23 protein-coding genes are annotated in these 24,206 nt (G+C 64.6%); 9 read left to right on the top strand and 14 right to left on the bottom strand.

Translation table 11 applies throughout. The features are described from left to right. Positions 1 to 16: 16 nt before the first annotated feature. Positions 17 to 4,558 carry a hypothetical protein gene (locus tag ACQ4N9_RS14230; protein WP_390969781.1) on the bottom strand — a complete coding sequence of 1,514 codons (4,542 nt, stop codon included), beginning with the start codon at positions 4,556 to 4,558 and terminating at the stop codon, positions 17 to 19. Between the two features lie 355 nt (positions 4,559 to 4,913). On the opposite strand from ACQ4N9_RS14230, the gene ACQ4N9_RS14225 reads away from it, so the two are divergent. The 3 genes from ACQ4N9_RS14225 (at position 4,914) to ACQ4N9_RS14215 (ending at position 7,354) form a co-directional block, all read left to right on the top strand. After that, positions 4,914 to 5,318 (top strand): TraR/DksA family transcriptional regulator, encoded by a 405-nt coding sequence (locus tag ACQ4N9_RS14225; protein ID WP_110994572.1) that lies wholly within the window; start codon positions 4,914 to 4,916, stop codon positions 5,316 to 5,318. Positions 5,319 to 5,415: 97 nt separating this feature from the next. After that, the gene (locus tag ACQ4N9_RS14220) at positions 5,416 to 7,044 is read left to right on the top strand and encodes a methyl-accepting chemotaxis protein (protein WP_430933096.1); all 1,629 of its coding nucleotides are present in this window, start codon (positions 5,416 to 5,418) and stop codon (positions 7,042 to 7,044) included. Positions 7,045 to 7,159: 115 nt separating this feature from the next. After that, complete coding sequence (locus ACQ4N9_RS14215; RefSeq protein ID WP_390969783.1) at positions 7,160 to 7,354, top strand: hypothetical protein; 195 nt, start codon at positions 7,160 to 7,162, stop codon at positions 7,352 to 7,354. Positions 7,355 to 7,359: 5 nt separating this feature from the next. On the opposite strand, the gene ACQ4N9_RS14210 is transcribed toward ACQ4N9_RS14215, so the two are convergent. After that, a complete protein-coding gene (locus ACQ4N9_RS14210) occupies positions 7,360 to 7,557 on the bottom strand; it encodes a hypothetical protein (RefSeq protein ID WP_390969785.1) in 198 nt (65 codons plus the stop codon). Between the two features lie 313 nt (positions 7,558 to 7,870). Between ACQ4N9_RS14210 and ACQ4N9_RS14205 the strand changes: the two genes are divergently transcribed. Continuing rightward, positions 7,871 to 8,341: a hypothetical protein gene (locus ACQ4N9_RS14205; protein ID WP_347148494.1), complete on the top strand. Its 471-nt coding sequence runs from the start codon at positions 7,871 to 7,873 to the stop codon at positions 8,339 to 8,341. Continuing rightward, a complete protein-coding gene (locus ACQ4N9_RS14200; protein ID WP_390969787.1) occupies positions 8,338 to 8,547 on the top strand; it encodes a hypothetical protein in 210 nt (69 codons plus the stop codon). The genes ACQ4N9_RS14205 and ACQ4N9_RS14200 overlap by 4 nt, the downstream gene beginning before the upstream one ends. Positions 8,548 to 8,560: 13 nt before the next feature. Here ACQ4N9_RS14200 and ACQ4N9_RS14195 read toward each other — a convergent pair whose 3' ends face one another. The 7 genes from ACQ4N9_RS14195 to ACQ4N9_RS14165 all read right to left on the bottom strand — a co-directional run bounded on the left by ACQ4N9_RS14195 (position 8,561) and on the right by ACQ4N9_RS14165 (position 15,712). Continuing rightward, positions 8,561 to 8,926 carry a Na+/H+ antiporter subunit G gene (locus ACQ4N9_RS14195; protein ID WP_125464823.1) on the bottom strand — a complete coding sequence of 122 codons (366 nt, stop codon included), beginning with the start codon at positions 8,924 to 8,926 and terminating at the stop codon, positions 8,561 to 8,563. Next, positions 8,923 to 9,201 carry a K+/H+ antiporter subunit F gene (locus ACQ4N9_RS14190; RefSeq protein WP_110994579.1) on the bottom strand — a complete coding sequence of 93 codons (279 nt, stop codon included), beginning with the start codon at positions 9,199 to 9,201 and terminating at the stop codon, positions 8,923 to 8,925. The genes ACQ4N9_RS14195 and ACQ4N9_RS14190 overlap by 4 nt, the downstream gene beginning before the upstream one ends. Further along, entirely contained in the window at positions 9,198 to 9,686 is a 489-nt protein-coding gene (locus tag ACQ4N9_RS14185) for a Na+/H+ antiporter subunit E (RefSeq protein WP_347148498.1), read from the bottom strand. Before ACQ4N9_RS14185 ends, ACQ4N9_RS14190 begins: the two co-directional genes overlap by 4 nt. Further along, positions 9,683 to 11,362 carry a monovalent cation/H+ antiporter subunit D gene (locus tag ACQ4N9_RS14180; protein ID WP_390969790.1) on the bottom strand — a complete coding sequence of 560 codons (1,680 nt, stop codon included), beginning with the start codon at positions 11,360 to 11,362 and terminating at the stop codon, positions 9,683 to 9,685. Before ACQ4N9_RS14180 ends, ACQ4N9_RS14185 begins: the two co-directional genes overlap by 4 nt. Then, entirely contained in the window at positions 11,359 to 11,703 is a 345-nt protein-coding gene (locus ACQ4N9_RS14175) for a Na+/H+ antiporter subunit C (RefSeq protein ID WP_003250128.1), read from the bottom strand. Before ACQ4N9_RS14175 ends, ACQ4N9_RS14180 begins: the two co-directional genes overlap by 4 nt. Further along, on the bottom strand, positions 11,703 to 14,618 hold the full coding sequence (locus ACQ4N9_RS14170) for a monovalent cation/H+ antiporter subunit A (RefSeq protein WP_390969792.1): 2,916 nt from the start codon (positions 14,616 to 14,618) through the stop codon (positions 11,703 to 11,705). Before ACQ4N9_RS14170 ends, ACQ4N9_RS14175 begins: the two co-directional genes overlap by 1 nt. A 149-nt stretch (positions 14,619 to 14,767) precedes the next feature. Next, positions 14,768 to 15,712, bottom strand: coding sequence for a DMT family transporter (locus tag ACQ4N9_RS14165; RefSeq protein ID WP_390969794.1), 945 nt, complete (start codon positions 15,710 to 15,712; stop codon positions 14,768 to 14,770). An 84-nt stretch (positions 15,713 to 15,796) separates the two neighbouring features. Between ACQ4N9_RS14165 and ACQ4N9_RS14160 the strand changes: the two genes are divergently transcribed. After that, complete coding sequence (locus ACQ4N9_RS14160; protein WP_390969796.1) at positions 15,797 to 16,360, top strand: helix-turn-helix domain-containing protein; 564 nt, start codon at positions 15,797 to 15,799, stop codon at positions 16,358 to 16,360. Positions 16,361 to 16,364: 4 nt separating this feature from the next. On the opposite strand, the gene ACQ4N9_RS14155 is transcribed toward ACQ4N9_RS14160, so the two are convergent. Then, the gene (locus ACQ4N9_RS14155; RefSeq protein ID WP_390969798.1) at positions 16,365 to 16,913 is read right to left on the bottom strand and encodes a cysteine hydrolase family protein; all 549 of its coding nucleotides are present in this window, start codon (positions 16,911 to 16,913) and stop codon (positions 16,365 to 16,367) included. Positions 16,914 to 16,995: 82 nt separating this feature from the next. Here ACQ4N9_RS14155 and ACQ4N9_RS14150 point away from each other — a divergent pair, with 82 nt between their 5' ends. Beyond that, complete coding sequence (locus ACQ4N9_RS14150; protein ID WP_390969800.1) at positions 16,996 to 17,973, top strand: GlxA family transcriptional regulator; 978 nt, start codon at positions 16,996 to 16,998, stop codon at positions 17,971 to 17,973. A gap of 147 nt (positions 17,974 to 18,120) precedes the next feature. Continuing rightward, positions 18,121 to 18,501, top strand: a complete 381-nt coding sequence (locus tag ACQ4N9_RS14145) for an antibiotic biosynthesis monooxygenase (protein ID WP_390969802.1) — start codon at positions 18,121 to 18,123, stop codon at positions 18,499 to 18,501. Here the strand turns inward: ACQ4N9_RS14145 and ACQ4N9_RS14140 are convergent. Both ACQ4N9_RS14140 and ACQ4N9_RS14135 read right to left on the bottom strand, forming a co-directional pair. Continuing rightward, positions 18,480 to 19,250, bottom strand: coding sequence for an alpha/beta hydrolase family protein (locus ACQ4N9_RS14140; protein WP_390969804.1), 771 nt, complete (start codon positions 19,248 to 19,250; stop codon positions 18,480 to 18,482). The genes ACQ4N9_RS14145 and ACQ4N9_RS14140 overlap by 22 nt on opposite strands. Next, positions 19,234 to 20,346 (bottom strand): DUF3182 family protein, encoded by a 1,113-nt coding sequence (locus ACQ4N9_RS14135; RefSeq protein WP_390969806.1) that lies wholly within the window; start codon positions 20,344 to 20,346, stop codon positions 19,234 to 19,236. The genes ACQ4N9_RS14140 and ACQ4N9_RS14135 overlap by 17 nt, the downstream gene beginning before the upstream one ends. A gap of 195 nt (positions 20,347 to 20,541) precedes the next feature. Here ACQ4N9_RS14135 and ACQ4N9_RS14130 point away from each other — a divergent pair, with 195 nt between their 5' ends. Continuing rightward, a complete protein-coding gene (locus ACQ4N9_RS14130) occupies positions 20,542 to 22,344 on the top strand; it encodes an aminopeptidase P family protein (protein WP_390969808.1) in 1,803 nt (600 codons plus the stop codon). A gap of 41 nt (positions 22,345 to 22,385) precedes the next feature. Here the strand turns inward: ACQ4N9_RS14130 and ACQ4N9_RS14125 are convergent, their stop codons facing one another. Further along, positions 22,386 to 22,667, bottom strand: coding sequence for a hypothetical protein (locus tag ACQ4N9_RS14125; protein ID WP_125464811.1), 282 nt, complete (start codon positions 22,665 to 22,667; stop codon positions 22,386 to 22,388). Between the two features lie 187 nt (positions 22,668 to 22,854). Next, entirely contained in the window at positions 22,855 to 23,742 is an 888-nt protein-coding gene (gene rhtA, locus ACQ4N9_RS14120; protein ID WP_125464810.1) for a threonine/homoserine exporter RhtA, read from the bottom strand. Positions 23,743 to 24,206 lie beyond the last annotated feature (464 nt).

Here is a 24,206-nt window from a genome sequence, read left to right as displayed (position 1 = left end):
GCCGGCGCCCGTCGCATCAGAGGTTGAAGAAGAATCGGCTCGCAGCGGCCAGGGTGATGGGCGAGCGGTAGACCTCGACCGGCCGACCCGTGGCGACGTCCATGACCGTCTGGCCCTTGAGATGGCGTTGCTCGGCTGTCTTCAGGTGGCCGGCGAGGAACTGGGGTTTGGCTGTGTCCTGCGCGGGGTAGTGGAAGTGCGCGTACCACAGGTCCCGGCCCTGGTGGCGAATGACGTATTCGTCCAGGTAGTCGGCGGGCCGCCCCTTGACCTTCGCCAACCGCGCGCGAGCCCCCAGGGCATGCACGGTCACTTCGTGATTGTCGATGAGGTACTGCAGCTCACCCATGCGCGGCTTCTGGCTTAGGGCAGCCTGGATGCGCAAGGCCTTGGCCTGGCTCTCAAGGATCAAGACCAGGTCACTCAGCGCTTTGCCGACCCGCGCTGCATCCTGGCCGCCGCTGGCCTCGTCACTGGCGTTGTCGGCAGTCAGCCTTTGTTCTATGGCATCGGCACGTTCCGTCAACCGTTGCCCGTGCAGCATGAGTTCGTCGTGGATTTCCACCGGCAGGTAGCGCTCGCTGGGGCTGCCCTGCAGGTGATGGAGGGTTGCCCGGGCGTTGTCCATGAGTGCCTGGCTGCCCTTGAGCAGGCGATTCAGGCTGTCATTGGCCTTCGGTCGTGCAGCGGGGGCTGGCAGGACTTCGACCCAGTCGCCGTGGTCTTGCCGGTAGGTACGAGTGCGGCCCTCAGGCCCCGGCGCCTCGATGTCGACGGTCGACTCATCGCCCACACGCGGCACGCCCAGCAGCACCCCATGTTCCTCGGTTTCGATCAGCCCGGGTGCCTGCTCGCGCAAGCGCGAGAGTGTCGTGGTGGGTGGGTAGTCCGGGTACTCGGCCAGTTCGCTGCTGACCGTCGCCTGGATGTACGCCAGGTCTTGCTCGAGAGGGGCCAGCAATGCCTTCGACGCTGTGTCCGTCGACAGTGTCTTGAAGTTGCCCAGTTGCCGGTCTGCCTGGGCAAGCCAGTCTTTGGCGCTTTTGAGCAGGCGTGTGGCCAGTTCGTCGCTCGGCTTGCCCAGCGCCGCCAGTTGGCGCCGTTGGGCAATGACCAGGCTGATGTTGTCGTTGGCCAGCTTGAGCCAGAAACCGCCGTTCCTGGGCTCGCTGTCTCTGAGCGGGTGCAGGGCGAACAGCCGGTTGAAGTGGTTTTCCAGGCGCATGTAGCGGCAGGTGATCGGGTTCTCGGTGTTGGGCCATCCGCGTTCGAGGCTGTCGAACATCGTCTGGATGCTGTCCTGGCCACGGTTGGTCAGCTTCTTCAACTGGGCATGAATGTCGTGCATTGCATCGGCGTTGATCACCAGATCGTCGAGCAGGGGCGAGATTTCGGCCAGGCGTCGGCTGTAGATAACCAGATCGGCACGGCTCATGCTGCTTTCGTTCTGACTGATGAAACGCACGAGCTGCGCGTGCTTGGGCGCATGCAACCGATGCAGTGTGGCGTTGATCAGCTGTTCGCTGAAGGCGCGCTGGGTGAGTGCGTTGGCACGCTCCAGCTTGAAGCCGTCGCGTACCTCCAGCGCGTTGCGCTGGTTGAGGCGCTCCAGATGGGCCTTCCAGTGCAGCGAGGCGGCCTGGCAGGTGTGCAGGTGCTGGCGCAGGTCGGCCTCGGGCCTGTCGTCGGCGAAGCTCGACGCGTCGATGCGCATGCGCCGCAACTGGTCCAGCCCTTGCTCGACATCTTGCGCAAGGGTGCGGTCGAGTTCGACCAATGCCTGTCTGTTCGCTTCGCGCAGCCGGGCAATGCGTGAGGTCGTGGGCATGCCGCCCAGCAGGCGCAGGCGCAGGTCGATGCCCCAGCGGCCAGCTTCGTCGCGGCGCAGCCGGGGGCCGGGGAGCTGTTCTGGCGAATCGCCGACAATCCTGGGCTGGCTGCCGGGCTCGTCCAGCAGGACGCGATAGGCCTTGCCTTCGAGCAGTACGTAAAGGTGATCGTCAAGCAGGTGCAGTCCGGCCAAGGCGCCGTGGGGAATAGGCTCGCCAAGGCTTTGCCCCAGCGTACGGGAAGACAGGGCATTGAGTGCCTGACGTTGCGCCTGGCTGAGCTTGCCGGCCGGCTGCGCCCAACTGAAGTCGAGCACGCTGTCAGGGGCTGTGGTTTCTACCTGTGCGAGGGTAGGGGCCTGCGGGGATGGCAACGGAGGGGGCGCAAGGTGGCCCTCTGCGCCCTCCTCCAGTTGCAGCTGGGCTGGCGAACCCGACAGCAGCAACAGGGCGAGGTTGAGCAACAAGTTGACCCAGGCGATGCGGTGTTCGGTCGGCGAGAGGCTGTCGTCGGTATCGATGGCCTGAGCCAGGGCGGTCTCCATCTGGGCCAGCCAGGCAAGCCTGCCAACCAGGCGTCCGGCGAACGGCAGCACGCTGTTGAACAGCAACCAGCCGAACGTTATCCGGCTTCTCCAGGTGGCTTCGTGGGTGGTCACGGCGTGTGCCTGGAAGTGCTCGATCGTTTCCTCGATGCTGGCCTGGTAGATGGCCTTGCCGATGTCATCGACAGCGGGCTCGGTGCTGAGCGTCACCGGGGCGGGTGTGCCGAAGGGGACGGCGAAGCTGTCGTCCAGCGGGTAGAACAGGTGGGGTTCCTGGAATCCGCCGTGGGCGTAGACCTTGCGGTCCGGCGCAGGCAGGCGCCGCAGCAGATCGTCCTGCAGCGCGCCGGGTGTGCCGATGGCGACCAACAGGGCCATGCGGTCGTCGTACTCCAGCAAGGGCTGCTCGTGCTGCGGGCGATACAGCAGGCAGACGCCACTGGTGGGGCTGGCCGCTTCGATCAGCCAGGTGTTGAGCGGATGATCGGGTTCGGCATCCGCTCGCCTGAGCAGCCCCAGCGGACGCATCACCCAGTGCGTCTGATCTTCAGGTGTACGGGTGAAGATCTGGGCGATGCGCAGCGCGCTGGCTTCGCTGGTGCCCTCGCCGCGCAGGTGCAGCTCCATGGCCAGCGCGGGTAGCTGGCTGCGCAGTTGGGCGTCAAGCAGCCGTTCGCGTGCGTGCCGCTGTTCCGTGTCATCGAGCAGTTTTGTGCGTAGCAGGCGTGGGTAGGAAGTGCCGATGTCCAGTTCGCTGACCAGGGTCTTCACATAGCCTTCGTTCAACCATGCAGGCAGCGGCTGGCCAGTGGACGAGGCCAACGCCACCTTGCCGGGCTTGAGCAGTACCAGGTTGCCGATGGCCAGCTCGGCGAGGCTGAATGTCACGGTGTGGATCTCGCCACTGGTGAACGCCGTGTCCCCGATGGCGGCGCTGGAGGTGGTGACCTGGTGATTCAGAACCAGCACTTCTTCCGGCGCCAGGGCTTCGCCAGGATGGTCGACAGCCAGCCGGGCACGAAGTTGCTGATTGGCGAACGCCTCTGCGCTGAGGATGCCGTCGAGCCAGAACTGGCCATCGGCATCTTCGTAGCTTTGTGCCACGTCCACCAGCCTGCGGGCATAGAGTGCCTGGGCGGTGTAGGGGGCTTGCCGTAGCCAGTCGGGAAGGTGTTCGCTCAGGCGCAGGCGCTGTATGCGCTCGGTGCGGTTGCACAGTTCCACCATCGAGGTCAGACCGTCCAGCTCCCGGCCCAGGGCCAGCGCCAGGCCTTGGGCGTGATAGTTGCCCGCGACGATCCGCCCCACGTCAAGTTGCTGGCGCAGCAAGCCCAGGGCCTGTGCCGCGAATGGCTCCTCGGTCAGCGGCAGGATGTGCAGGACGTGGCGGGCCGGGGTGGGCGTGACCGGCCACAGGCGCTCGAGGATATCGACCATTACCTGACGGGATGGAAAGACCAGCAGTTTGCCGACCAGGGTGAACAGCAGCGTGACCGGCGTGCTTGTAGTACCGCTGGCGTGTTCGATCAGCAAGGCGCTGCCCAGGTCGCGGTCGATCTTGCCGCTGGCCGACAGGTCGCTGGACAGCTGGCTGACCGAGGGCGAAGCGGTGTTTGTACCTGCCGTTTCGGGCGTCGCCAGCAGGCCGTTGGCGAGGGCGATCACCTCTGGTCGCAGGCGACTCTCCTGCGTGCCTGTGTCCAGTGCATTGATGAACTGTTGGCGAAGATACTCGGTGTACCACTGCCAAGGAGTCTGGCCGGTGATGTCGAATCGGCTCCAGTAAGCCAGCAATTCTTCCCGATAACGATCGAGCATGAAGGGTCCGCAGTCGTTGATCAGCAACTCGACCGCATGTAGGTCGATCTCCACGGCCCAGTCCGGGTTGTCTTCGGCGTGCGTGCTGATGAAGTCCTCGCCCTCGGTGAGGTTGAGGGTGGCGCGGCGACAGAAACGCTCGATCAACAGTGTCGAGAGTGGGCGTATCCAGGCGCGGGCACCCCGCGGAGGGCGACTGATCAGGTAGAGGCTCTGCGGATCGTGCGTGTCGCCAAGGCGGCGTTGTCGCCACTGCTCGGCCAGCAGTCGGGCCGCCACCTCGGTCAGCACGGGACGATCCTGGAAGCGCCGGGCGACCGCGCAGTCCAGCTTACTGAGGGCGATGAGGCGTTGATGCAGGTCCATGGTCAAGCTCCGTTGATGAGAGGCGTCATCAAACGGGATTGCGCGCAATCGTCGGTGTTAGCTAACTGCCACCTGCGCCTGCAGGTGGGCCTGGCAGTGGGGAGATGTGTTGCGGCATATTGCCCGCTGGCGCCTGGCAGGCGCGCCGGCGACGGCTAACGCGGCACCAATGGGCGGATTCCTCGGTATTTCGGTCAAATCTGCCGTCATTTCTGTTGCCCCTTGCCGCTTGGCACCTTAGACTCCTGCCCCCTGTAAAAGAGTGCCGATTGGCGCTTGAAGAATTCCGCTGCCGATGGGCCATCATCGGCGGCACTCGAATCGCCCAAATGCACATTTTTTCATAGAGAAATCGATGACCAAGGAACAGTTGCTGGCCATGTCGGCCGATGACTACATGAATGCCGACCAACTGGTGTTCTTTACCAAGCTGCTGCAAGCGATGAAAGTCGAGACGCATGAGCGCATCGAACTCAACCGCACTGCCATCGAAGGCCTGGATACCCCGTCGGATCCAGCCGACGTGGCCTCGGTCGAGGAAGAGCGCACTTGGCTGGTCAACGCCATCGACCGCGATCAGCGCCTGCTGCCGCAGCTGGAGATGGCCCTGGACCGTATCGGTGACGACAGCTTCGGCTGGTGCGACGACAGCGGCGAGCCAATCGGCCTCAAGCGCCTGCTGATCAGCCCGACCACCAAGTACTGCATCGAAGCCCAGGAGCGTCACGAGCAGCTCGACCGCCACCAGCGGCAGATCTGATACTCGGCGCACTGCGCGAGGCCCCACGGAGCGATCCCTGGGGCCTTTGTGTTTTCTTGCCTTGCATCAAGCGTGATCGTCATACATCCAAGGGACTATGGATAGTGGCGTTATGGTGGCGTTTAATGGCGTCACAATAACGACACGCGGACGGACCACGAAGATGATGCGAGAAGGAACTCGGCTGGCTGTTGCCATCGCCTTGCTACAGGGCGGCGTGCTGTGCGCGCTGCTGACGGCCCAGGCTTACGCCGGGCTGGCGCTGTACCTGGCCCTGCCGTCGGCCCTGCTGGTGCTGTGGCTGCCTCATCTGCGGCGCGCACCGGTAACGACGCAGGTGGCGGCGGCTGCGCAGGACAATGACCTGATTGCTCAACTGGCCCGGGGCACCAGCCACAATGCGCTGTCGGCCGCGGCGGTGGCGTACTCGGTGCAGCAGCTGGCTGCGCGGGTGCAGTCGCAGTTGGGCGCCGCCGAGGAGATCGTCGGCAGCGCCGAGATCATGATCGCCATTGAACAGGCCAGTGCCCAGCTCAGCCATCAGGCCCTGGAAGCCGCACGCTCGGCCCATGGCAGCAGTGTCGCCGGCAGTGCGGTGTTGGCCGAGTCGATCCAGTGCATGCACGACCTGAGCCAGCGCGCCACCGCCAGCCGTGAGCTGATCGAGGCGCTGCACCTGCGCAGCGAGGACATTGCCCGGGTGACCCTGGTGATCCAGGCCATTGCCAGCCAGACCAACCTGTTGGCGCTCAACGCCGCCATCGAGGCGGCGCGGGCGGGTGAGCATGGCCGCGGCTTCGCCGTGGTCGCCGATGAAGTGCGCGGCCTGGCCGGGCGTACCGCCACCGCCACCCAGGAGGTGGGGCAGATGGTGGCCGATATCCAGGAACGCACCGCCCAGGTGGTCACGCAGATCCGCGCGTTGGCCGATGACCTGGGCAGTGGCGTGGCGCAGGTGGAGCAGACCGGCGGGCAACTGGCGCAGATCGCCTGCCTGGCCGCCAGCGTTGAAGGGCAGGTCGGCGCAATTGCCGCGGGCACGCAGACCAATCGCACCCAGCTTGACACCCTGTTCCAGGCGGTGGCACAGGTGCGCAGCGACCTGGCGGTGAGCGACCAGCAAACACGGCGCCTGGCCCAGGCCGCGGTGCAGATGGAAGGGCAGGTCGAGCACCTCAGCGAGCGCCTGGCCGAGGTCGGGCTGGACGCCTATCACCAACGGGTGTTCGAGCTGGCGCAGGGCGGGGCACGGCATATTGCCGAACGTTTCGAGGCCGATATCGAGCAGGGGCGGGTGGCGCTGGAGGATTTGTTCGACCGCCAGTACCGGCCGATTGCCGGCATGCAGCCGCCACGTTTCACCACGCGCTTCGACCACTACACCGACACGGTGTTGCCGCAGATCCAGGAGCCGCTGCTGCAGCATGAGGGGTTGGTCTATGCCATCGCCTGTACCCAGCAGGGCTATGTGCCGACCCACAACAACGCCTTCAATCGGCCACTGACCGGCGACCCGGTACAGGATACGGCGCATAACCGCAGCAAGCGTACCTTCGACGACCGCACCGGCATCCGCTGCGGCAGCCATCAGCAGCGGGTCTTGCTGCAAACCTACACCCGCGATACCGGTGAGCTGATGCATGACCTGTCGGTGCCGATCTACGTCAAGGGGCGCCACTGGGGTGGCCTGCGCCTGGGCTACCGCCCCGAACCCGGGCTTGATTGAGCCGATTTGTTGCCTCAGGTGCAATACAGCTCTACCTGCCTGGGCTTTTTCCTGAAGCGTGCAGCACGTATCATGGCCATATCGTTAGGTTGCTAATTAAATTCCGGAGGGAATGATGAATAGCCAAGTCGATGTGGCAGTGATGATTGGCACGGGTGTTCCAGCCTCTTTGCAGGCATTGGGCAAGCGGGCGTGCTGGGTGGTGCTGGTCAACGGCGAACGGCGTGGCACCGCCTTTGCCAGCCGCGGCGAAGCGCTGGAGTGCCGGGCCGCCTGGTTGGCGCAGTTGGCGCGGGGCGAGGTGGCCTGAGGGCGTCAACCTTCCAGCTGGCGGGCCAGTTCGCAGGCGTCCTGGTGGCGTTGGCGAAAGCCCCTGACCCTGCCTGTGGTGCTTTCGGTGATATGAAAGAATGCGACTCCGGCAGGCACGACGATGAAGCGCGCTTGGTTTGGAGGGGCGAACTTGAAGGAAATGTGTTGCGCCTCTCGACGGATTTCAGTGTTTTCGGGCATATTCGTTCTCCTGTAATGCGCGACCGAAGGCCAGGCCTGTTATTTGAGGGACCTGTTGCTGGCTGTCGCATCTTTTCTGGCAGTTTTGATGTCGGACATTACGGTTCCCTTTATGGAATCACGCCGAAGCCTACCCCGCGCGCCCGAACGATAGTTGAGTGAAGCATTTCCCGGTTATCGCTCGGTTTGTCTCGCGGGGATACTCCGTGGCGTGATTGCGAAGTCCTGTGGACGTTGACTTGAAAAGGCTGGCACCTGGCGCGATACCGCGGCTGGGTGATGGCCTGTAGTAATTGATGTGAGGAGCTCTTCATTGGCAGTCAGTACTCTGGATACCCATGCGTTGTTTGCCCTGGGCGATTTGCGCGCCAAGCTGGTCAAGTTGTTCAACGGGCGGTTCATCTACGTTACCGAGCAAAACCCTGAAGGCCTGTACATGGCCGAGATTGACCCCGAGGGTGCCTTGGTGGTCGACGACAAACAGCGCCTGGAGCTGAAAGTGGGCGACCACTTCCGCGCGGCGGTGCTGCCCAGCCGTGAAGGCGGCAAGCTGGAACTGCGTTTTCGCGAGATCAAGTTGAATGTCTACGGGCAAGGCGACTATGCCTTTGTCCGTGTGCCCGAGGGCGAGGGCATCGTGTTTCGCGAGGGGCAGGGCGTGATGTTGGTGTTCGCCGCAGAGCAACAGGTTCAGGAAGGCCTGGGCAAGCTGCTCAAGGCAGTGACCGGCAAGGTCGCCAAATGGCGCAAGGGCGAGCTGACCACCTTCAAGGCCAGCGAATGAGTGACCTGGCGGCGCCAGGCTCGCGTGCCGACTTCCACCGCCGTCACCAGGCCCAGGCCATTGCCCAGGCCGAGCAATTGCTGGCGCGCCGTGAAGCGCTGCAGGGCGCCTGGCTGGCCTGGGTGGCCGGCGAGCTCTACCGGCTCAGCCCACCGCCCTATGCGGCGATGGTGCGGCGTGAGCTGCAGCGCCTGGCGGGCGGCTGAGCCCGCGATAGTTTCAGTTGCCCCGGTCGCGCCCGCTGCTGACCTCTTCCGGAACATCCTCGCCCGAGGTGCGCTTGCGAAACAGCGCCGCCCGGGCCAGCAGCAGGGTGGTGACCGGCACGGTGATCGACAGCAGGATCGGAATCAGCCAGGCATGCAGCACCGGGCTCTGCTTGAGCTCTGAGAAGTACAGGATCGACGCCAGCGCCACGCACCAGGCACCGATGGTCGAGGCCAGCGCCGGCGGGTGCATGCGCTGGAAGTAATCCTTCAGCCGCACCAGGCCGATCGCGCCGATCAGGGCGAACAGGCTGCCGACCAGCAGCAGCGCCGAAACCGTCAGCTCCAGCCAGAACGGCAATACCAGGGTTTCGCTCATTCGATCACCTCGCCTCGCAGCAGGAATTTGGCCAGGGCGAAGGAGCCGACGAAGCCGAACAGGGCGATCAGCAGGGCGCCTTCGAAGTAGGTGTCGCTGGCGTAGCGGATGCCCAGCACCAACATCATCAGCATGGCCAGGATGTACAGGTAGTCCAGCGCCAGCACCCGATCCTGGGCGGAAGGGCCGCGGAACAGGCGGATCAGTGCCAGGCCCATGGCCAAGGCAAAGATGAACAGGCTAGCGAGGACGGCGTTGGCAAGCAGGCCGCTCATTCGAAAATCTCCATCAGCGGGCGTTCGTAGGTGTGCTTGAAGTGCTCGATGAACGCCGCTTCGTCGTCCAGGTCGAACACGTGCAGCAGCAGCACGCTGCGGTCCAGGGCCAGTTCCGACCAGACCGTGCCCGGCACCACGGTGGTGATCATCGACAGCGCCGCCAGGCCATGGGCATCGCGCAGCGCCAGCGGGATGTGGACGAAGGCCGAGCGTGGTGGGGTGCTGCCGGCACGCAGCACGCCACGGGCTACCAGCAGGTTGGAGACGATCACATCGATGCCCACCCGGCCGATCAGCCGGGCGACCACCAGTGGCCGGCGGATGTGGGCATGCTGCGGGCGCAGGGGCGCCATCAGGATCGGCGCAAGGATGCCCAGCGCGGCGGCCAGCAGCAGGTTGCCCGGGCTGATCGACAGGTTCAGCAGCAGCCATAGGACGAACAGCGATAGCGACAGCAGCGGTGCGGGGAACAGGCGGTTCATGGCTGCACCTGCGCATTCAGGGTGGTCGGGCCAGGCACTGGCCGGGTGGCCATGACGGCCTGGATATAGGCGTCGGGTGCCTGCAGGCTGGCTGCGGTGTCTTGGGTGTAGCGCAGCAGCGGCTCGGCCTTGACGCTGAGGAAAATGCTCAGGCCCAGCAGGATGACGATGGGCAGGCATTCATAGCGGCGCAGCAAGGGTGACTGGCGCTCCTCGGGCTTCCAGAAACGCTGGATGCCAACCCGGCCGAAGGCGATCAGCGAAGCCATGCCGGACAGAATCAGCAGGGTGACCAGGGTCCAGCCGGCGATGCCCAACGGCTGCCCCGGTGCGACACCCAGCCCTTGCGGGTTGAACAGCGCGCTGATCAGGTTGAGTTTGCCGATGAACCCCGACAGCGGCGGCATGCCGATGATCAGCAGGGCGCAGGCGATGAAGCACAGGCCGAGGAAGGCCATGGTCCAGGGGATGATCTGGCCGATCACCGCCTTCTGTTCGTCGTCCAGGTTGATGCCCTTGGGTGGGTGCAACGACTCCAGCGGCGATGGCATCGCATCTTCCTCATCGTCCAGCGGCGCCTCGTTGGCCGAACGCGAACGCTCGACCAGTTCGGCCAGCAGGAACAGCGTGCACAGGGCCAGGGTGGAGCTGACCAGGTAGAACAGCGCGGCGCCGGTCAGTACCGGTTGACCGAAGCCGATGGCGGCCATCAGTGTGCCGGCCGACACCAGGATGCTCAGCGCCGCCAGACGCTCCAGGCGCTGGGCGGCAAGGATGGACACTGCGGCGACTGCCAGCGTCGCCAGGCCGCCATACACCAGCCACTCGCCGCCGAAGTTCGCCGAGGCGCCGGCCTGCCCGGAGAACAGCAGGCTCCACAGGCGCAGCACGGCATACAGCCCGACCTTGGTCATGATCGCGAACAGCGCCGCCACGGGGGCGCTGGCCGAGGAGTAGGCCGGTACCAGCCAGAAGTTCAACGGCCAGATCCCGGCCTTGGCCAGGAAGGCCATGGCGAGAATTGCAGCGCCTGCATGCAGCAGGCCGCGGTCAGCTTCCGGCACCAGCGGCACCTTCAGCGCCAGGTCGGCCATGTTCAGGGTGCCGGTGACGCCATAAAGCATGGCGGCGCCAACCAGGAACAGTGACGAAGCGAACAGGTTGATGGCGATGTAATGCAGCCCGGCCCGCACCCGCGCACGGCCCGAGCCATGCAGCAGCAGGCCGTAGGAGGCCGCCAGCAGCACCTCGAAGAACACGAACAGGTTGAACAGGTCGGCGGTGAGGAAGGCGCCGTACAGGCCCATCAGCTGGATCTGGAACAGGGCGTGGAAGCTGGCCCCGGCGCTGTCCCAGCGGGCCCGGGCGAACAACAGCGCGCAACTGCCGACGATACCGGTCAATACCAGCAGCAGCGCCGACAGGTGGTCCACCACCAGGGCGATGCCGAACGGCGCCGGCCAGTTGCCCGGCAGGTACACGCCGATGGACTCGGCCTGGCCCTGGGTGCGCACCCACATCAGCAGGCTGACGGCGATGGCAAGGCCAGTGAAGGTCGACAGCAGGTTCAGCCGCGCCTTCAGCCAGCGGTGTTTCTCGCCGATCAGCAGCATCAGCGCCGCGGTCACCAGCGGCAGCAGGATCGGCGCGATGATCAGTTGGTTCATCCCACTCATTCGTCACGCTCCCGACCGTCCACATGGTCGGTGCCGGTCAGGCCACGCGAGGCCAGCAGTACCACGAGGAACAGTGCGGTCATGGCGAAGCTGATGACGATGGCGGTGAGCACCAGCGCCTGGGGCAGTGGGTCGGTGTAGTGCAGCAGGTCCTGGGTGACGCCGTCCTTGATGATCGGCTCTTTGCCGATGAACAGGCTGCCCATGCTGAAGATGAACAGGTTGACCCCGTAGGACAGCAGGCACAGGCCCATGATCACCTGGTAGGTACGCGGGCGCAGGATCAACCACACCCCCGAGGCGGCCAGCACGCCGATGGCGACTGCAATGACTTCTTCCATCAGGCGGCTCCTGCTTGGCTGGTTTTGCCGGGATTGCCCGGGCGATAGGCACGCACCGACTGGTGCGCCAGCGCGGTGAGGATGAGCAGTGTCGAGCCGACCACCACGGTGAATACGCCGATGTCGAAGAACAACGCGCTGGCCACGTGCACGTCACCCAGCAGCGGCAGGTGCAGGTGGGCGGTGTGGGTGGTCAGGAACGGGTAGCCCAGGCCGATGGCGCCAGCCCCGGTGAGGGTGGCGCACAGCAGGCCGGTGCCCATCCAGCGCAGCGGACGCAGGCTCATCTGCGCCTCGACCCACTGGGTGCCGGCGACCATGTACTGCAGGATGAACGCCACGGACATGACCAGGCCGGCGACAAAACCGCCGCCTGGCTGGTTGTGGCCACGCATGAACAGGTACATCGACACCAGCAGGGCGATCGGCAGCAGCAGACGCACCAGGGCGGCGGGCACCATCATGAAGCCCAGCGCGGTGTCGGTGGCGTGGCGCGGGTTGACCAGGTCGGTGACCACGTCCGGCGCCAGCTGGCGCTGCTGGGCAGGCAGCTGCATGCTCTCCTTGGGCGGGCGGAAGCGGCGCAGCAGGGCGAACACGGTGAGTGCCACGGCCACCAGCACGGTGACCTCGCCGAGGGTGTCGAAGCCGCGGAAGTCCACCAGCATCACGTTGACCACATTGGTGCCACCGCCTTGCGGCAGGGCCCGGCTGAGGTAGAACGAGGAGATGTCGTTGGGCGTGGGGCGGGTGAGCATGGCGTACGACAACAGCGCCATGCCGCCACCGACCAGCACCGCCAGCACCAGGTCGCGCAAGCGGCGCAAGCGTGCGCGGTCCTGGCTACCAGGCAGTGGCGATACGCCTTCGATACGCCGGGGCAGCCAGCGCAGGCCGAGCAGCAGCAGGACGGTGGTCACCACTTCGACCGCCAGCTGGGTGAGTGCAAGGTCGGGGGCGGAGAACCAGACGAAGGTGATACAGGTCATCAGGCCGCAGACACTGACCATGATCAGCGCCGCGAGGCGGTGGTACTTGGCTTGGTAGGCGGCGCCGATGGCGCAGGCGATGGCGATCAGCCATAGCGCGACGAACACCCCTGAACCGGGGATTTTCGGCCGGTCGCCCCAGCTCAGGCCGTTGTACAGCAAGGGCATGAGGCCGGCGATGAAGGCCGCCAGCACCAGCATGAACAGTTGTGTCTGCAGGCGGCGGGTGGTCAGCAACCGCTCGATGTGCCGGGCCAGCAACATCAGGTGCACCAGGCCCTGCTCGAACAGGCGCTTGCCGTTGACGCGCCCGATCAGCGGAGGGTTGGCGAAGCGGCCGCGTTGCAACTGCTTGCGCAGCAGCAGGTAAAGCAGGATGCCGCCGCACATGGCGATCAGGCTCATCATCAGCGGTGCATTCCAGCCGTGCCAGACGGCCAGGCTGTATTCCGGCAGGGTGCCGCCGACCACCGGCAGGGCGGCGGCGGCCAGCAGCGGGCCGACCGATTGCGCCGGGAAAATGCCGACCACAAGGCACGTGAGTACCAGCAGCTCGACCGGTGCACGCATCCAGCGCGGTGGCTCGTGGGGCGTGTGCGGCAAGTCCTCTGCCTTAGGGCCGAAGAACACGTCGACGGTGAAGCGCAGCGCATAGGCCACGCTGAAGGTACCGGCCAGGGTGGCGATCACCGGCAGGGCGGCCTCGACCCAGGCGGTGGAACTGATGAACACGGTCTCGGCGAAGAACATTTCCTTGGACAGGAAGCCGTTCATCAACGGCACGCCGGCCATCGAGGCGCTGGCGACCATGGCCAGGGTGGCGGTGAACGGCACCAGGCGGAACAGGCCGCTCAAGCGGCGGATGTCACGGGTGCCGCTTTCGTGGTCGATGATCCCGGCGGCCATGAACAGCGAGGCTTTGAAGGTGGCGTGGTTGAGAATGTGGAACACCGCGGCCACGGCGGCCAGTGGGCTGTTCAGGCCCAGCAGCAGGGTGATCAGGCCCAGGTGGCTAATGGTCGAGTAGGCCAGCAGGCCCTTGAGGTCGTTCTGGAACATCGCGGCGAAGGCGCCGAGCAACAGGGTGGCGGCGCCGGCACCGCCGACGATCCAGAACCATTCCTCGCTGCCCGACAGCACCGGCCATAGCCGGGCCAGCAGGAACACCCCGGCCTTGACCATGGTCGCCGAGTGCAGGTAAGCCGAGACCGGGGTGGGTGCCGCCATGGCGTGGGGCAGCCAGAACTGGAAGGGAAATTGCGCGCTCTTGCTCAGGGCGCCGATCAGGATCAGGGGCAGCAGCACCGGGTACAGCGCATGCTGGCGGATGGTGTCGCCGGCAGCCAGGACCTTGTCCAGGTCGTAGCTGCCGACCACATGGCCGAGCAGCAGGGCCCCGACCAGCAGGCACAAGCCGCCGGCACCGGTGACCATCAGCGCCATGTAGGCGCCGCGGCGGGCGTCGGCGCGGTGGTGCCAGTAGCCGATCAGCAGGAAGGAGAACAGGCTGGTGAGTTCCCAGAAGAACACCAGCTGGATCAGGTTGCCGGAAATCACCAGGCCGAGCATGGCGCCCATGAACGCCAGGAAGAAGGCGAAGAAGCGCGGCACCGGGTCCTGGGGCGACATGTAGTAGCGCGCGTAGAGCGACACCAGGGTGCCGATGCCCAGCACCAGCAAGCTGAACAGCCAGGCGAAGCCGTCCATGCGCAGCACCAGGTTCATGCCCAGGCTGGGCAACCACAGCAGTTCCTCGCGAATGACGCCGCCGTCGGCGATCTGGGGGTACAGCAACGCCACCTGGACGGTGCCGACCAGGGCGACGAGCCCGGCGAGAATGGACTCTGCGTTGCGTGCGTTGTGCGGCAGGACAGCCGCCAGGCAACTGCCAACGAAGGGCAGAAGCAATAGCACAATCAATGACATAGCGTTCTGTTCTGAGAAGTTTGCCAAGGATCATACGTGCCGGGGTGTGTATCACCAACACGCAAGCGGTTGCAGGATCCTACAAATGTGCTGTGACAAGCTGTTTTTTTATAACAGTTTTTTACAAAGCATAGCGGGTGTTGGCCGCCTCACAGCCCGGCTTCACGTTGACGTTCGTCTTCGTCCTGCAATGCGGCGGCCTCGTCGCTGCGACGGATCTTCAGCTCGCTCACCACCACCGCCAGCACGATCAGCAGCCCGCCGATCAGGGCTACCCCCGGCAGGCGCTCGCCGGCAATGCGCCCGACAACGCCGGCCCACACCGGCTCGCCGGCATAGATCAAGGTGGCGCGGGTGGGCGAAACCGACTGCTGCGCCCAGTTCATCGCCACCTGGATCACCGCGCTCATGGCACCCAGGCCTACGGCGCTGACCAGCAGCAACCAGGAGAAGTCGGGGAGCGGCTCCTGGGTCGGCACGATCATCAGGAACGCCAGCGCCGAGGCAGTCGCCAGTTGCACCACGGTGACCCGGCGCACATCGACCTTGCCGGCATAACGGCTGATCAGGATGATCTCGCCGGCAATCGCCACGGCGCTGACCAGCGTCACCAGCTCACCTTCGCTGAAGTGCAGGCTGCCGCCTTCGGGGCCGGCCAGCAGCATCAGGCCGGCGAAGGCCAGGCAGATGCCCAGGCTTGGCATCAGCCCGGGGCGGCGCCCCAGTACCAGCCATTGCAGCAGGGGCACGAAGGGCACGTACAGCGCAGTGATGAACGCCGACTGGCTGCTGCTGATGGTCTGCAGGCCCATGGTCTGCAAGCCGTAGCCGAGCATGATCGACACGCCGATGAGCATGCCGGCCTTGAGTTCGGTGAAGGTCAGCCCGGGCAGCGAACGCGCCGACACCAGGCCGACGAACAACGCGGCGGCGGCGAAGCGCAGGCCGACGAAGAACATCGGCCCGCTGACGCTCATGACGGTGTGCACGATCAGGAAGGTGCCACCCCAGAGCATGGTGATGAATACCAGCACCAGCTCGGCCTTGCTCAGGCGGAAGGTGACGGCGGGCTTGCTGTGGGTGGCTTGGCTCATGGACTTGCGTGCTCGGCAGGGGCGGCGCACAATCCGCCGCAAAGTGGGCAGTATACTGCGCAACCCCTGTTAGTGAGCAATATAGTGCACAAAGAAATCGAACACCGTGCCTCGGTGTTGCAGCATGTCAGCCAGAATGTTCGCCGCCTGCGTGGCGATGCCGGCCTCAGCCAGGCGGCCCTGGCCGAGCGTTCCGGGGTCAGCCGGCGAATGCTGGTGGCCATCGAGGCGGGCGAGAAGAATGTCAGCCTGACCACCCTCGACCTGATTGCCGAGGCGTTGGGTGTGGCTTTCAGCACGCTGATCCAGGCGCCCGACCAACGTGACCCAAGCCGCATCGACGAGCTTGCCTGGGCCGGTGAACACCCCGGTAGCCGGGCGGTGCTACTGGGCAGCAGCCCGGCCCGGCGCGAGGCAGAGCTGTGGGAGTGGACCCTGGCGCCCGGCGAGTGCTACGCCAGCGAGGCCGACGCGGCGGGTTGGAGCGAACAGATCTACGTCGCCGAAGGGCAACTGACGCTGGTCATCGAAGGCGTCGAGCACCACCTGATGACCGGCCAGTTCCATGTGTTCCCCAGCAATTGCCGCTATGCCTATCGCAATGATGGCCAGATGGCCGTGCGCTTCGTGCGCAACGTGGTGATCTGAGCGGTCAACCCTTGAGCAGTTCGTCGGTGCTGACCACCTTGGCGTAGGCGAAGGCCAGTGCGGCCATCACCGAGGCGTGCACCTCGGCGGCTGGCACCTGTTTGCCGTCGAAGGCCAGTGGCAGGGTGGCGCAGGCGTCATGGGCCACGCTGACGTCATAGCCGTAGTCTGCGGCCGCCCGGGTGGCCGCATCGACACACATATGGCTCATGCTGCCGACGATGGTCAGCGCCTTGACATCGTGCTGGTCGAGCAGCGCCTTCAGGTTGGTGTCGCGGAAGCTGTTGACCTTGTGCTTGAGCACCACGGCCTCGTTGTTGGCAGGTTCGACCTTGTGGTGAATCCGTGCACCGGCCGAGCCTGGGGTGAAGAAGGGTGCGTCGCTGCTCTCGAACTCGTGACGCACGTGGACCACCAGGTCGCCCCGTTTACGCGCAGCGTCGAGCAGCCGGGCGGCGTTGTCGGCGGCAGCATCGGCGCCGTCGAGGGTCCATTTGCCGCCGGGGAAGTAGTCATTCTGGATGTCGATGATGATCAGTGCCTGCTTGCTCATGGTGCCTCCTGCGGCAGTAGTGATGAACTGCTGATAGTTATAGGCTTGAACGATCGGATCGAGGATTGGCGCGAGCGACACAATGACGGCAAAAACTGACAGCCTGGAAATTGGCGTGCTGCTGTACCCGGGTGCACAGAGTGCGGCGGTGCATGGTTTGACCGACCTGTTCACGGTGGCCAACCGGGTGGCGGCCGAACTGGGTGAGCACAAGTTGCCGCTGCTGCGTGTCAGCCACTGGCAGCTCGATGCCGCTGGGCAACTGCAGGTCATTCACGACAGCCTGCCGCAGGCCGGCCATGCGCCACGGGCGATGTTGATTCCCCCCAGCCTGGCTGCCACGCCCTCCGGCGAACTGCTGGCCGCTCATCGCCCGGCACTTTGCGACTTGCATGGCCAGGGGACTGTGCTGGCTTCGGTGTGCATCGGGGTGTTCCTGATAGCGGGCAGCGGCCTGCTCGACGGGCGTTCGGCCTGCACCCACTGGAACTACGCCCAGGCCCTGAGCGAGCGCTTCCCCAAAGTGCGTGTGGCGACCAGCCAGCCACTGCTGGACGATGGCGATATCGTCACGTCCGCTGGCCTGATGGCCTGGACCGACCTGGGGCTGCACCTGATCGAGCGCTTCCTTGGCCACACCCTGGCCCGTGAGACCGCACGCTACCTGGCGGTGGAGCCGGCACCGGCGCCTGTGCCGGGGGCGCTGTTCACCCCGCGGCTGGAACATGGCGACGAGGCGGTGCTGCGGGTGCAGCATTGGCTGCAGGGTGAGCAGGCTCGCGTCGCCGGCCTGGCCGACATGGCCCGCTGTGCCGGGCTTGAACCGCGCACTTTCCTGCGGCGCTTTCGTGCCGCCACCGGTCTGCGTCCCACCGAGTATGCCCAGCAAGTGCGGGTTGGCCGCGCCTGCCGGCTGCTGGAGTTCACCCGGCGCAGCGTCGACCAGATCGCCTGGGGCGTCGGCTATCAGGACCCCGGCGCCTTTCGCAAGGTGTTCCAGCGCCTCACCGGCATGACCCCCAGTGACTACCGACGGCGGTTCGCGGTTGGCAGTGAGTGAGGGGCAGCGCGATCCTGCCGATTGCGCGGTGGCACACCGTTTCGGGGGGAGGGCGCCTTCAAGGAGAAAGTCCTTGACCTTGAGTTAACTGGAGGTTTTAACCTGCGCGCCAATAGGCTGCTAGTGGCCCAAGCAAGGAGACAGTCCATGGTGCTAAATGCCCATTCCCTGTGGTTCACCCAGATGATCGAATACGATGTCCCGCCCGGGCATCAGCAGGCGCTGGCCCAGGCCCTGGTCGCGCGCAGCGAGCAATTGGCGCAGCGCTGTGAAGGTTTGCAGGGCGTCAGCATCCAGGCCAGTGATGACGGCTGTCGGGTGCTCCAATACCTGCAATGGCAGTCGCGGGCTGCATGGGCGGCGGCCGCCAGCAGCTTCGTCGAGGAGCCGTTCCTCGAGCTGTTGCGCCAGCACCAGGCCCGCGGCGTCAACTTCGCGGCCTACCAGGCCTTGCGTAGCCTTGTGCGGGGCGCGGATGGCGGCCTGCACTGCCAGGTCGGCGAGGCTCAGGCGTACCAGGGCGCGTAATGTGGGTAGCGGTCCAGGCGCGCGCCGATGACCATCTCGCTGACCCATGCGCTCAGCATCGCGCTGTAGGCTTTCTGGCTCTCTTCGCTCGATAGCGCGTGATCGGCGCCGTCGACGGTGCGGTGGGTCAGCGAATGTGCGCTGACGAACGCCGAGCGGTAGCTCATCAGGGTGCTGTGCGGTACATAGTCGTCCTGTTCGGACTCCACCAGCAGCACGTCGCCGGCGAATTCCGCGCAGGCGGCGAGGGCGCTGTTGTCGGCCGGGCTCAAAGCGCGCAGGCGATAGGCGTTGAGGCGTTGACGGTCGAGTGCCTGCTTAGGGCTGTTCCATTCATCGTCCCAGTACAGTGCCGGCACCCTTAGCGCCAACCATTTCACCGCTCGGCGGCGGGTGAGCAGGGTGGCCAGGTAACCGCCATAACTGCTGCCGATGACGGCCATGGCCGCGGGGTCGACGGCGCGGTGGTTGGCGAGGCGGTCGTAGGCGGCCAGCAGGTCGGCGAGGTTCTGCTCGCGGGTGACGGTCAGGCGCTGGCTTTGCGTCTTCTCGTGGCCGCGCAGGTCGAAGGTCATGCACACGCAACCCAGCCCGGTAATCTGTCGGGCCCGCGCCAGGTCGCGCTGCTGGCTGCCGCCCCAGCCGTGGACGAAGAGGATGCCCGGCATCTTGCTGCCGGGGCTGACCAGGGTGCCGGCAATGCATTCACCTTCGACGGCCAGCTCGATGCTTTCACTTTCGATGGTCATGGTCGCGGATCCGTGCATATTTGCTGAGTTGTCCCAGTTCACTGTCATGCCCTTGATAGAAGAGGGTGGCGTCGGCCGGGAGTTGGGCTTCGCCGAACACTTCGTGGGTCGATGCGCGCACTTGCTGCAGGGCCGGGTCGTCGGCGAAGGCCAGCAACGCGAGGATCTCGGCGCTGCTGGCCCCGCCGGGGCGCCACGATTGCTCCAGCACGCCGCTGCGCAGGTGGCCGTGCGGGTCGCTGCCGCGGGCGATGTCGTAGTTGCGTCGCGAGGCGATGAAGCCAGGGAAGTGGCGTTCGGCAGCCTGCTCGTAAGCCATGGCCTGGTTGATGGCCAGGCGCAGATGATCTTCCAGCGGCAACTGCAGCAGTTGTTGGTAGTCGCCGCGCACTACGTGCAGGTCGGAGCCGCCGTACACCTCGGTGCCGGCGTGGTCGTGGGTGAGCTGCTGGGTGCCGTGGTAGCTCAGGGTGAGCCCGGCCACACGAACCTGGCCGACGCTGAAGGTTTCGACGTCGCTCAGGTCTTCTTCCAGCACCAGGCCCCATACGGCGAGCTGTTGGTCGTCCATCGGCTGCAGCAGTGTTTCCAGTGCTTCGAGCCGGGTGATGACCTCCTGGCCACGACCGGCGCAGGCTAGCACTGGCTTGATGCGAATTCGGCCTTCGGCAAGAAGCAGGGCGGCGGCACGGCGCGCGTCGTCCTTGCTGAACACGGTGTAGCCCCGCAGCAAGGCGTTACTGGCAGCCCGGGCGAACGCATCCGTCCAGCCCGGCGGGAAGCTTGCCCCAGCGGGCAGGGGATGGGAGATGGCCTTCGTGGCCATGTAGGGGTGGCTGACCAAGCCGCCGTACAGGTCGCGTTCGCTGTGGATGCCCAGTGGTGCGTAGCGTGCCGGGTCGATCAGGGTGTCGGTGGCCAGGTAATAGTAGTGGGCATCGGCGGTTGGTGACTGGCCGAGTTGGGCTCGCGGCAGGTTCATTAGCTGTGCGAGGCAGTCGGCCAGCTTGAGCTGGACGGCGTGTTCGTGGTCGGAAGTGTGCTCGCGGGTGTCGAGCAGTGCGACAGCGGTTTTCGGCTCGCGGGAATGGGGCATGGGGGCCTCGCGTGCACTGAAGTATGTATGGGCTGTGAAGGCTTCAGGGGGGCAAAGTTCAGCGGGAATGATCGGCGGTTTGCACGGCGCATGGGGCAATCCTGGCCCTGTTCCGGTCGTGAAGATTGCGGGCAGTGACCGCCTGTTCCATTATCGACGGCCTGGATCAGTCGAGATGTGTCCGCAGGAGTGCGCATGAACAGTCAGTCCCCCCTTCAGGAAACCGTACCGGCGCGTCTGGCCCGAGTGCGTCAGGTCATGGCCCGCGAGGGGGTCGATGCCCTGTTGGTACCTTCCGCCGACCCGCATTTGTCCGAATACCTGCCGGGCCATTGGCAGGGGCGGCAGTGGTTGTCCGGCTTCCACGGTTCGGTGGGCACCCTGGTGGTGACCGCGGACTTCGCCGGGGTGTGGGCTGACAGCCGCTATTGGGAGCAGGCGGATAAAGAGCTGGCGGGTAGCGGTATCGAACTGATGAAGCTACGGCCCGGGCAGCCGGGGGCGCTTGAGTGGTTGGGCGAGCATGTTCAGGGCACGGTTGCCGTGGACGGCGCGGTGATGGCTTTGGCTTCGGCGCGTCAATTGAACGAGCGCTTGCAGGCCCGCGGCGTGAGCCTGCGTACCGATCTTGACCTGTTTGAGCAGGTCTGGACTGATCGGCCGCCCTTGCCGGCTAATCCGGTATATCAGCACCTGGCGCCGCACGCCACGGTCAATCGTGCGCAAAAGCTTGCCGAGTTGCGTAGCACGCTGAAGGACAAGGGCGCCGACTGGCATTTCATTGCCACGCTCGATGACATTGCCTGGCTTTTCAACCTGCGCGGCAGCGATGTCTCTTACAACCCGGTGTTTGTCTCATTTGCATTGATCGGTCAGGACAAAGCCTACCTGTTCGTAGGCAAGGACAAGGTCGATGACCATCTGAGCCAGGTACTGAAGGCCGACCAAATCGAAGTGCGCGATTACACCGAAGTGGGCAGTGCGCTGGCGGCAATCCCCGTTGAAAGCAGCTTGATGGTGGACCCGGCGCGGGTCACTCGCGGCTTGCTTGACCATCTTGCGAGCCAAGTCAGGCTGGTGGAATCCATCAACCCCACAACCTTGAGCAAGTCGCGCAAGGGGGAGGGCGACCTGGTTCACATCCGCAAGGCCATGGAGCAGGACGGCGCGGCGCTGTGCGAGTTCTTTGCCTGGTTCGAAGCCCATCAGGGGCAGCAGCAGATTACCGAACTGACCATCGACGAGAAACTGAGCGAGGCGCGTGCCCGGCGGCCTGGCTTCGTATCCTTGAGCTTCTCGACCATTGCGGCCTATAACGCCAATGGGGCAATGCCCCATTACCATGCCACTCATCAGTCGCATGCGATTGTTGAAGGGAATGGCCTGCTGTTGATCGATTCCGGTGGCCAGTACCTGGGGGGTACCACCGACATCACGCGCATGGTGCCCATCGGTGAGCCCAACCATGAGCAGAAGGCCGATTGCACGCGGGTGCTCAAGGGCATGATCGCGCTGTCACGGGCGAAGTTCCCGCGCGGCATTCTTTCACCTTTGCTCGACGCCATCGCGCGGGCGCCGATCTGGGCCGACCAGGTCGATTACGGGCATGGCACCGGCCATGGTGTGGGCTACTTCATGAATGTGCACGAAGGGCCGCAGGTGATTGCCTACCAAGCGGCGGCCACGCCACAGACGGCGATGCAGCCGGGGATGATCAGCTCGATCGAGCCTGGCACTTATCGACCGGGGCAGTGGGGGGTGCGGATCGAGAACCTGGTGGTCAATCGCGAGGCTGGCAGCAGTGCGTTCGGCGATTTCCTCGAATTCGAAACCTTGACCCTGTGCCCGATCGATACTCGCTGCCTGTTGCGCGAAGGGCTGAGCAGCGAGGATATCGCCTGGCTCGATCGCTATCACGAGACCGTGCGGGAGCGGCTATCGCCGCTGCTCCAGGGTGATGCGCTGGAGTGGCTGAAGCGGCGCACGGCACCGATCTGACAGCAACGAAAAGGGCAGCCCGGAGGCTGCCCTTTTCATATCTACTTGCAGATCACGATCATGCTGCGGCTGGTATAGCCGGCGGGGTTGATGCCGAAGATATAGTCGCCGGGCTCTTCATCGCTGTCGCCAGAGCGGGCGATGACTTTGTAGCCTTTGCTGCTACAGGCGCTAGCGGCTTTGCTGTAGCACTTGTCCCACGACGAAGAGAGCCCCGAGCAGTTGATGTGCATGCCCTTTTTCCCCCGCTTCACCTCGGTCTTGGCAGTCGCGGCACATCCAGCAATGGCCAAGATGGCCAGGATGAGAAAAATACGTTTCATTCCTGTCCTTATGCGGGCCCGGTTACATACCTGGGCCTGTCGTCAGCGCTTCGAGTCTTCCCTGAGATTCCCCTGCGTCCTTTTGCAGCCAAGTAGATAGCGTCTTGATTATGATTTTGTGACAGCTTAATCAGCAGACGGGAGCGGTACAAGGCCAGGCATGTTTTAAATGCAAATATTTCTCAAATCAGTCGGCGGCCACGGCAGGTGCTGTTTCGCGTCTCATCGACAGTGTTGCGCCGACCGATGCGGTGATGATGGCGAGGATGGCCAGCCATTGCCAGGTGGTGAGTTTCTCGCCAAGGAACAGCAAGCCTGAAAGGGCGCCGAATGCCGGCTCAATGCTCATCAGGGTGCCGAATGTGCGTGCGGGCATGCGGGTCAGGGCGACCATTTCCAGGCTGTAGGGGAGCGCTGTCGAGAGGATCGCGACGCCCAGTGCCACAGGTAGCAGAGCCGGTGTGAGCAGTGCGCTGCCGGCATGGACGATGCCGATGGGGGCAACGAACAGCGCGGCGATCACCACCCCCAGTGCGGCAGTCTGGATGCCGTTTTCGGCGCCCGCGCGCTGGCCATATAGAATGTAGAGCGCCCAACATACGCCTGCCCCCAGTGCATAGCCGGCACCCAGCAGGTCGATGCTGGCGCCGGACTGGCCGACGGGGATCAGCAACAGCAGGCCAACTACCGCCAGGCCAATCCAGACAAAGTCCAGCGCCCGGCGCGAGGCCCATAGTGCTACGGCCAGAGGGCCGGTGAATTCGAGCGCCACGGCGATCCCCAAGGGCACGCTGCGCAGTGACATATAGAAGAGGAAATTCATTCCGCCCAAGGCCATGCCATAGATGATCACGCTGCGCAGAGTGCTGGCGTCCAATCGTGCTCGCCAGGGGCGCAGCAGCAACAGCATGATGATGCTGGCGAAGATCAGGCGCAGGGTAGTGGTGCCTTGTGCGCCTACGACAGGGAACATGCTTTTGGCCAGCGAGGCGCCGGACTGGATGGAAGCCATGGCGATCAGCAGCAGGCCGATGGGGAACAGGGTGGCGGCCAGGCTGCGTTGGGGGGTGTTCATTGTAGGGGGAGGGTCCATGGTTGTACGGCGGGGTGAGCAATATAGTGCGCAATTTGCGGTGGGATGTGCAAGGGAAGGTTATCTCTTGTGCGAGCAGGGGCGTTGCGGGCTTGGTGTTACCTCTTTATTTCAGTTTCATGAAATTAAAGGTTGACGGGGTTTCAGATCCCCTTATAATGCGCCCCACTTCCAGCGACAACGGAACGCAAAACTCCTTGAAATTCAACGAGTTAAGCGAATCTAAAGCTCCGGAAGCGTTTCGGTCTCAGGATCGGCAGCGGTGAAAAAAAGGTGGTTGACAGCAGGTTGTAACGCTGTATCATTCGCCTCCCGCTACGAGAGATCGTAGCGAGTTAAGCGGTTGAAGCTAAACGAGTTTCTCGGAAAGAACTTCAAAATAAACGCTTGACAGACAATGAGGAAAGCGTAGAATGCGCGCCTCGGTTGAGACGAAAAGCTCTTAG

Source organism: Pseudomonas sp. ES1, from assembly GCF_050586605.1.
Taxonomy (GTDB): domain Bacteria; phylum Pseudomonadota; class Gammaproteobacteria; order Pseudomonadales; family Pseudomonadaceae; genus Aquipseudomonas; species Aquipseudomonas sichuanensis.
This window is presented reverse-complemented; position numbering and strand designations above follow the sequence as displayed.

What these genes read in the sequence shown, in the direction of transcription:
- ACQ4N9_RS14230 (WP_390969781.1), bottom strand. Translation starts at nt 4,558, where the DNA reads ATGGACCTGCATCAACGCCTCATCGCCCTCAGTAAGCTGGACTGCGCG.
- ACQ4N9_RS14225 (WP_110994572.1), top strand. Translation starts at nt 4,914, where the DNA reads ATGACCAAGGAACAGTTGCTGGCCATGTCGGCCGATGACTACATGAAT.
- ACQ4N9_RS14220 (WP_430933096.1), top strand. Translation starts at nt 5,416, where the DNA reads ATGGATAGTGGCGTTATGGTGGCGTTTAATGGCGTCACAATAACGACA.
- ACQ4N9_RS14215 (WP_390969783.1), top strand. Translation starts at nt 7,160, where the DNA reads ATGAATAGCCAAGTCGATGTGGCAGTGATGATTGGCACGGGTGTTCCA.
- ACQ4N9_RS14210 (WP_390969785.1), bottom strand. Translation starts at nt 7,557, where the DNA reads ATGCCCGAAAACACTGAAATCCGTCGAGAGGCGCAACACATTTCCTTC.
- ACQ4N9_RS14200 (WP_390969787.1), top strand. Translation starts at nt 8,338, where the DNA reads ATGAGTGACCTGGCGGCGCCAGGCTCGCGTGCCGACTTCCACCGCCGT.
- ACQ4N9_RS14195 (WP_125464823.1), bottom strand. Translation starts at nt 8,926, where the DNA reads ATGAGCGAAACCCTGGTATTGCCGTTCTGGCTGGAGCTGACGGTTTCG.
- ACQ4N9_RS14190 (WP_110994579.1), bottom strand. Translation starts at nt 9,201, where the DNA reads ATGAGCGGCCTGCTTGCCAACGCCGTCCTCGCTAGCCTGTTCATCTTT.
- ACQ4N9_RS14185 (WP_347148498.1), bottom strand. Translation starts at nt 9,686, where the DNA reads ATGAACCGCCTGTTCCCCGCACCGCTGCTGTCGCTATCGCTGTTCGTC.
- ACQ4N9_RS14180 (WP_390969790.1), bottom strand. Translation starts at nt 11,362, where the DNA reads ATGAGTGGGATGAACCAACTGATCATCGCGCCGATCCTGCTGCCGCTG.
- ACQ4N9_RS14175 (WP_003250128.1), bottom strand. Translation starts at nt 11,703, where the DNA reads ATGGAAGAAGTCATTGCAGTCGCCATCGGCGTGCTGGCCGCCTCGGGG.
- ACQ4N9_RS14170 (WP_390969792.1), bottom strand. Translation starts at nt 14,618, where the DNA reads ATGTCATTGATTGTGCTATTGCTTCTGCCCTTCGTTGGCAGTTGCCTG.
- ACQ4N9_RS14165 (WP_390969794.1), bottom strand. Translation starts at nt 15,712, where the DNA reads ATGAGCCAAGCCACCCACAGCAAGCCCGCCGTCACCTTCCGCCTGAGC.
- ACQ4N9_RS14155 (WP_390969798.1), bottom strand. Translation starts at nt 16,913, where the DNA reads ATGAGCAAGCAGGCACTGATCATCATCGACATCCAGAATGACTACTTC.
- ACQ4N9_RS14150 (WP_390969800.1), top strand. Translation starts at nt 16,996, where the DNA reads ATGACGGCAAAAACTGACAGCCTGGAAATTGGCGTGCTGCTGTACCCG.
- ACQ4N9_RS14145 (WP_390969802.1), top strand. Translation starts at nt 18,121, where the DNA reads ATGGTGCTAAATGCCCATTCCCTGTGGTTCACCCAGATGATCGAATAC.
- ACQ4N9_RS14140 (WP_390969804.1), bottom strand. Translation starts at nt 19,250, where the DNA reads ATGACCATCGAAAGTGAAAGCATCGAGCTGGCCGTCGAAGGTGAATGC.
- ACQ4N9_RS14135 (WP_390969806.1), bottom strand. Translation starts at nt 20,346, where the DNA reads ATGCCCCATTCCCGCGAGCCGAAAACCGCTGTCGCACTGCTCGACACC.
- ACQ4N9_RS14130 (WP_390969808.1), top strand. Translation starts at nt 20,542, where the DNA reads ATGAACAGTCAGTCCCCCCTTCAGGAAACCGTACCGGCGCGTCTGGCC.
- ACQ4N9_RS14125 (WP_125464811.1), bottom strand. Translation starts at nt 22,667, where the DNA reads ATGAAACGTATTTTTCTCATCCTGGCCATCTTGGCCATTGCTGGATGT.
- rhtA (WP_125464810.1), bottom strand. Translation starts at nt 23,742, where the DNA reads ATGAACACCCCCCAACGCAGCCTGGCCGCCACCCTGTTCCCCATCGGC.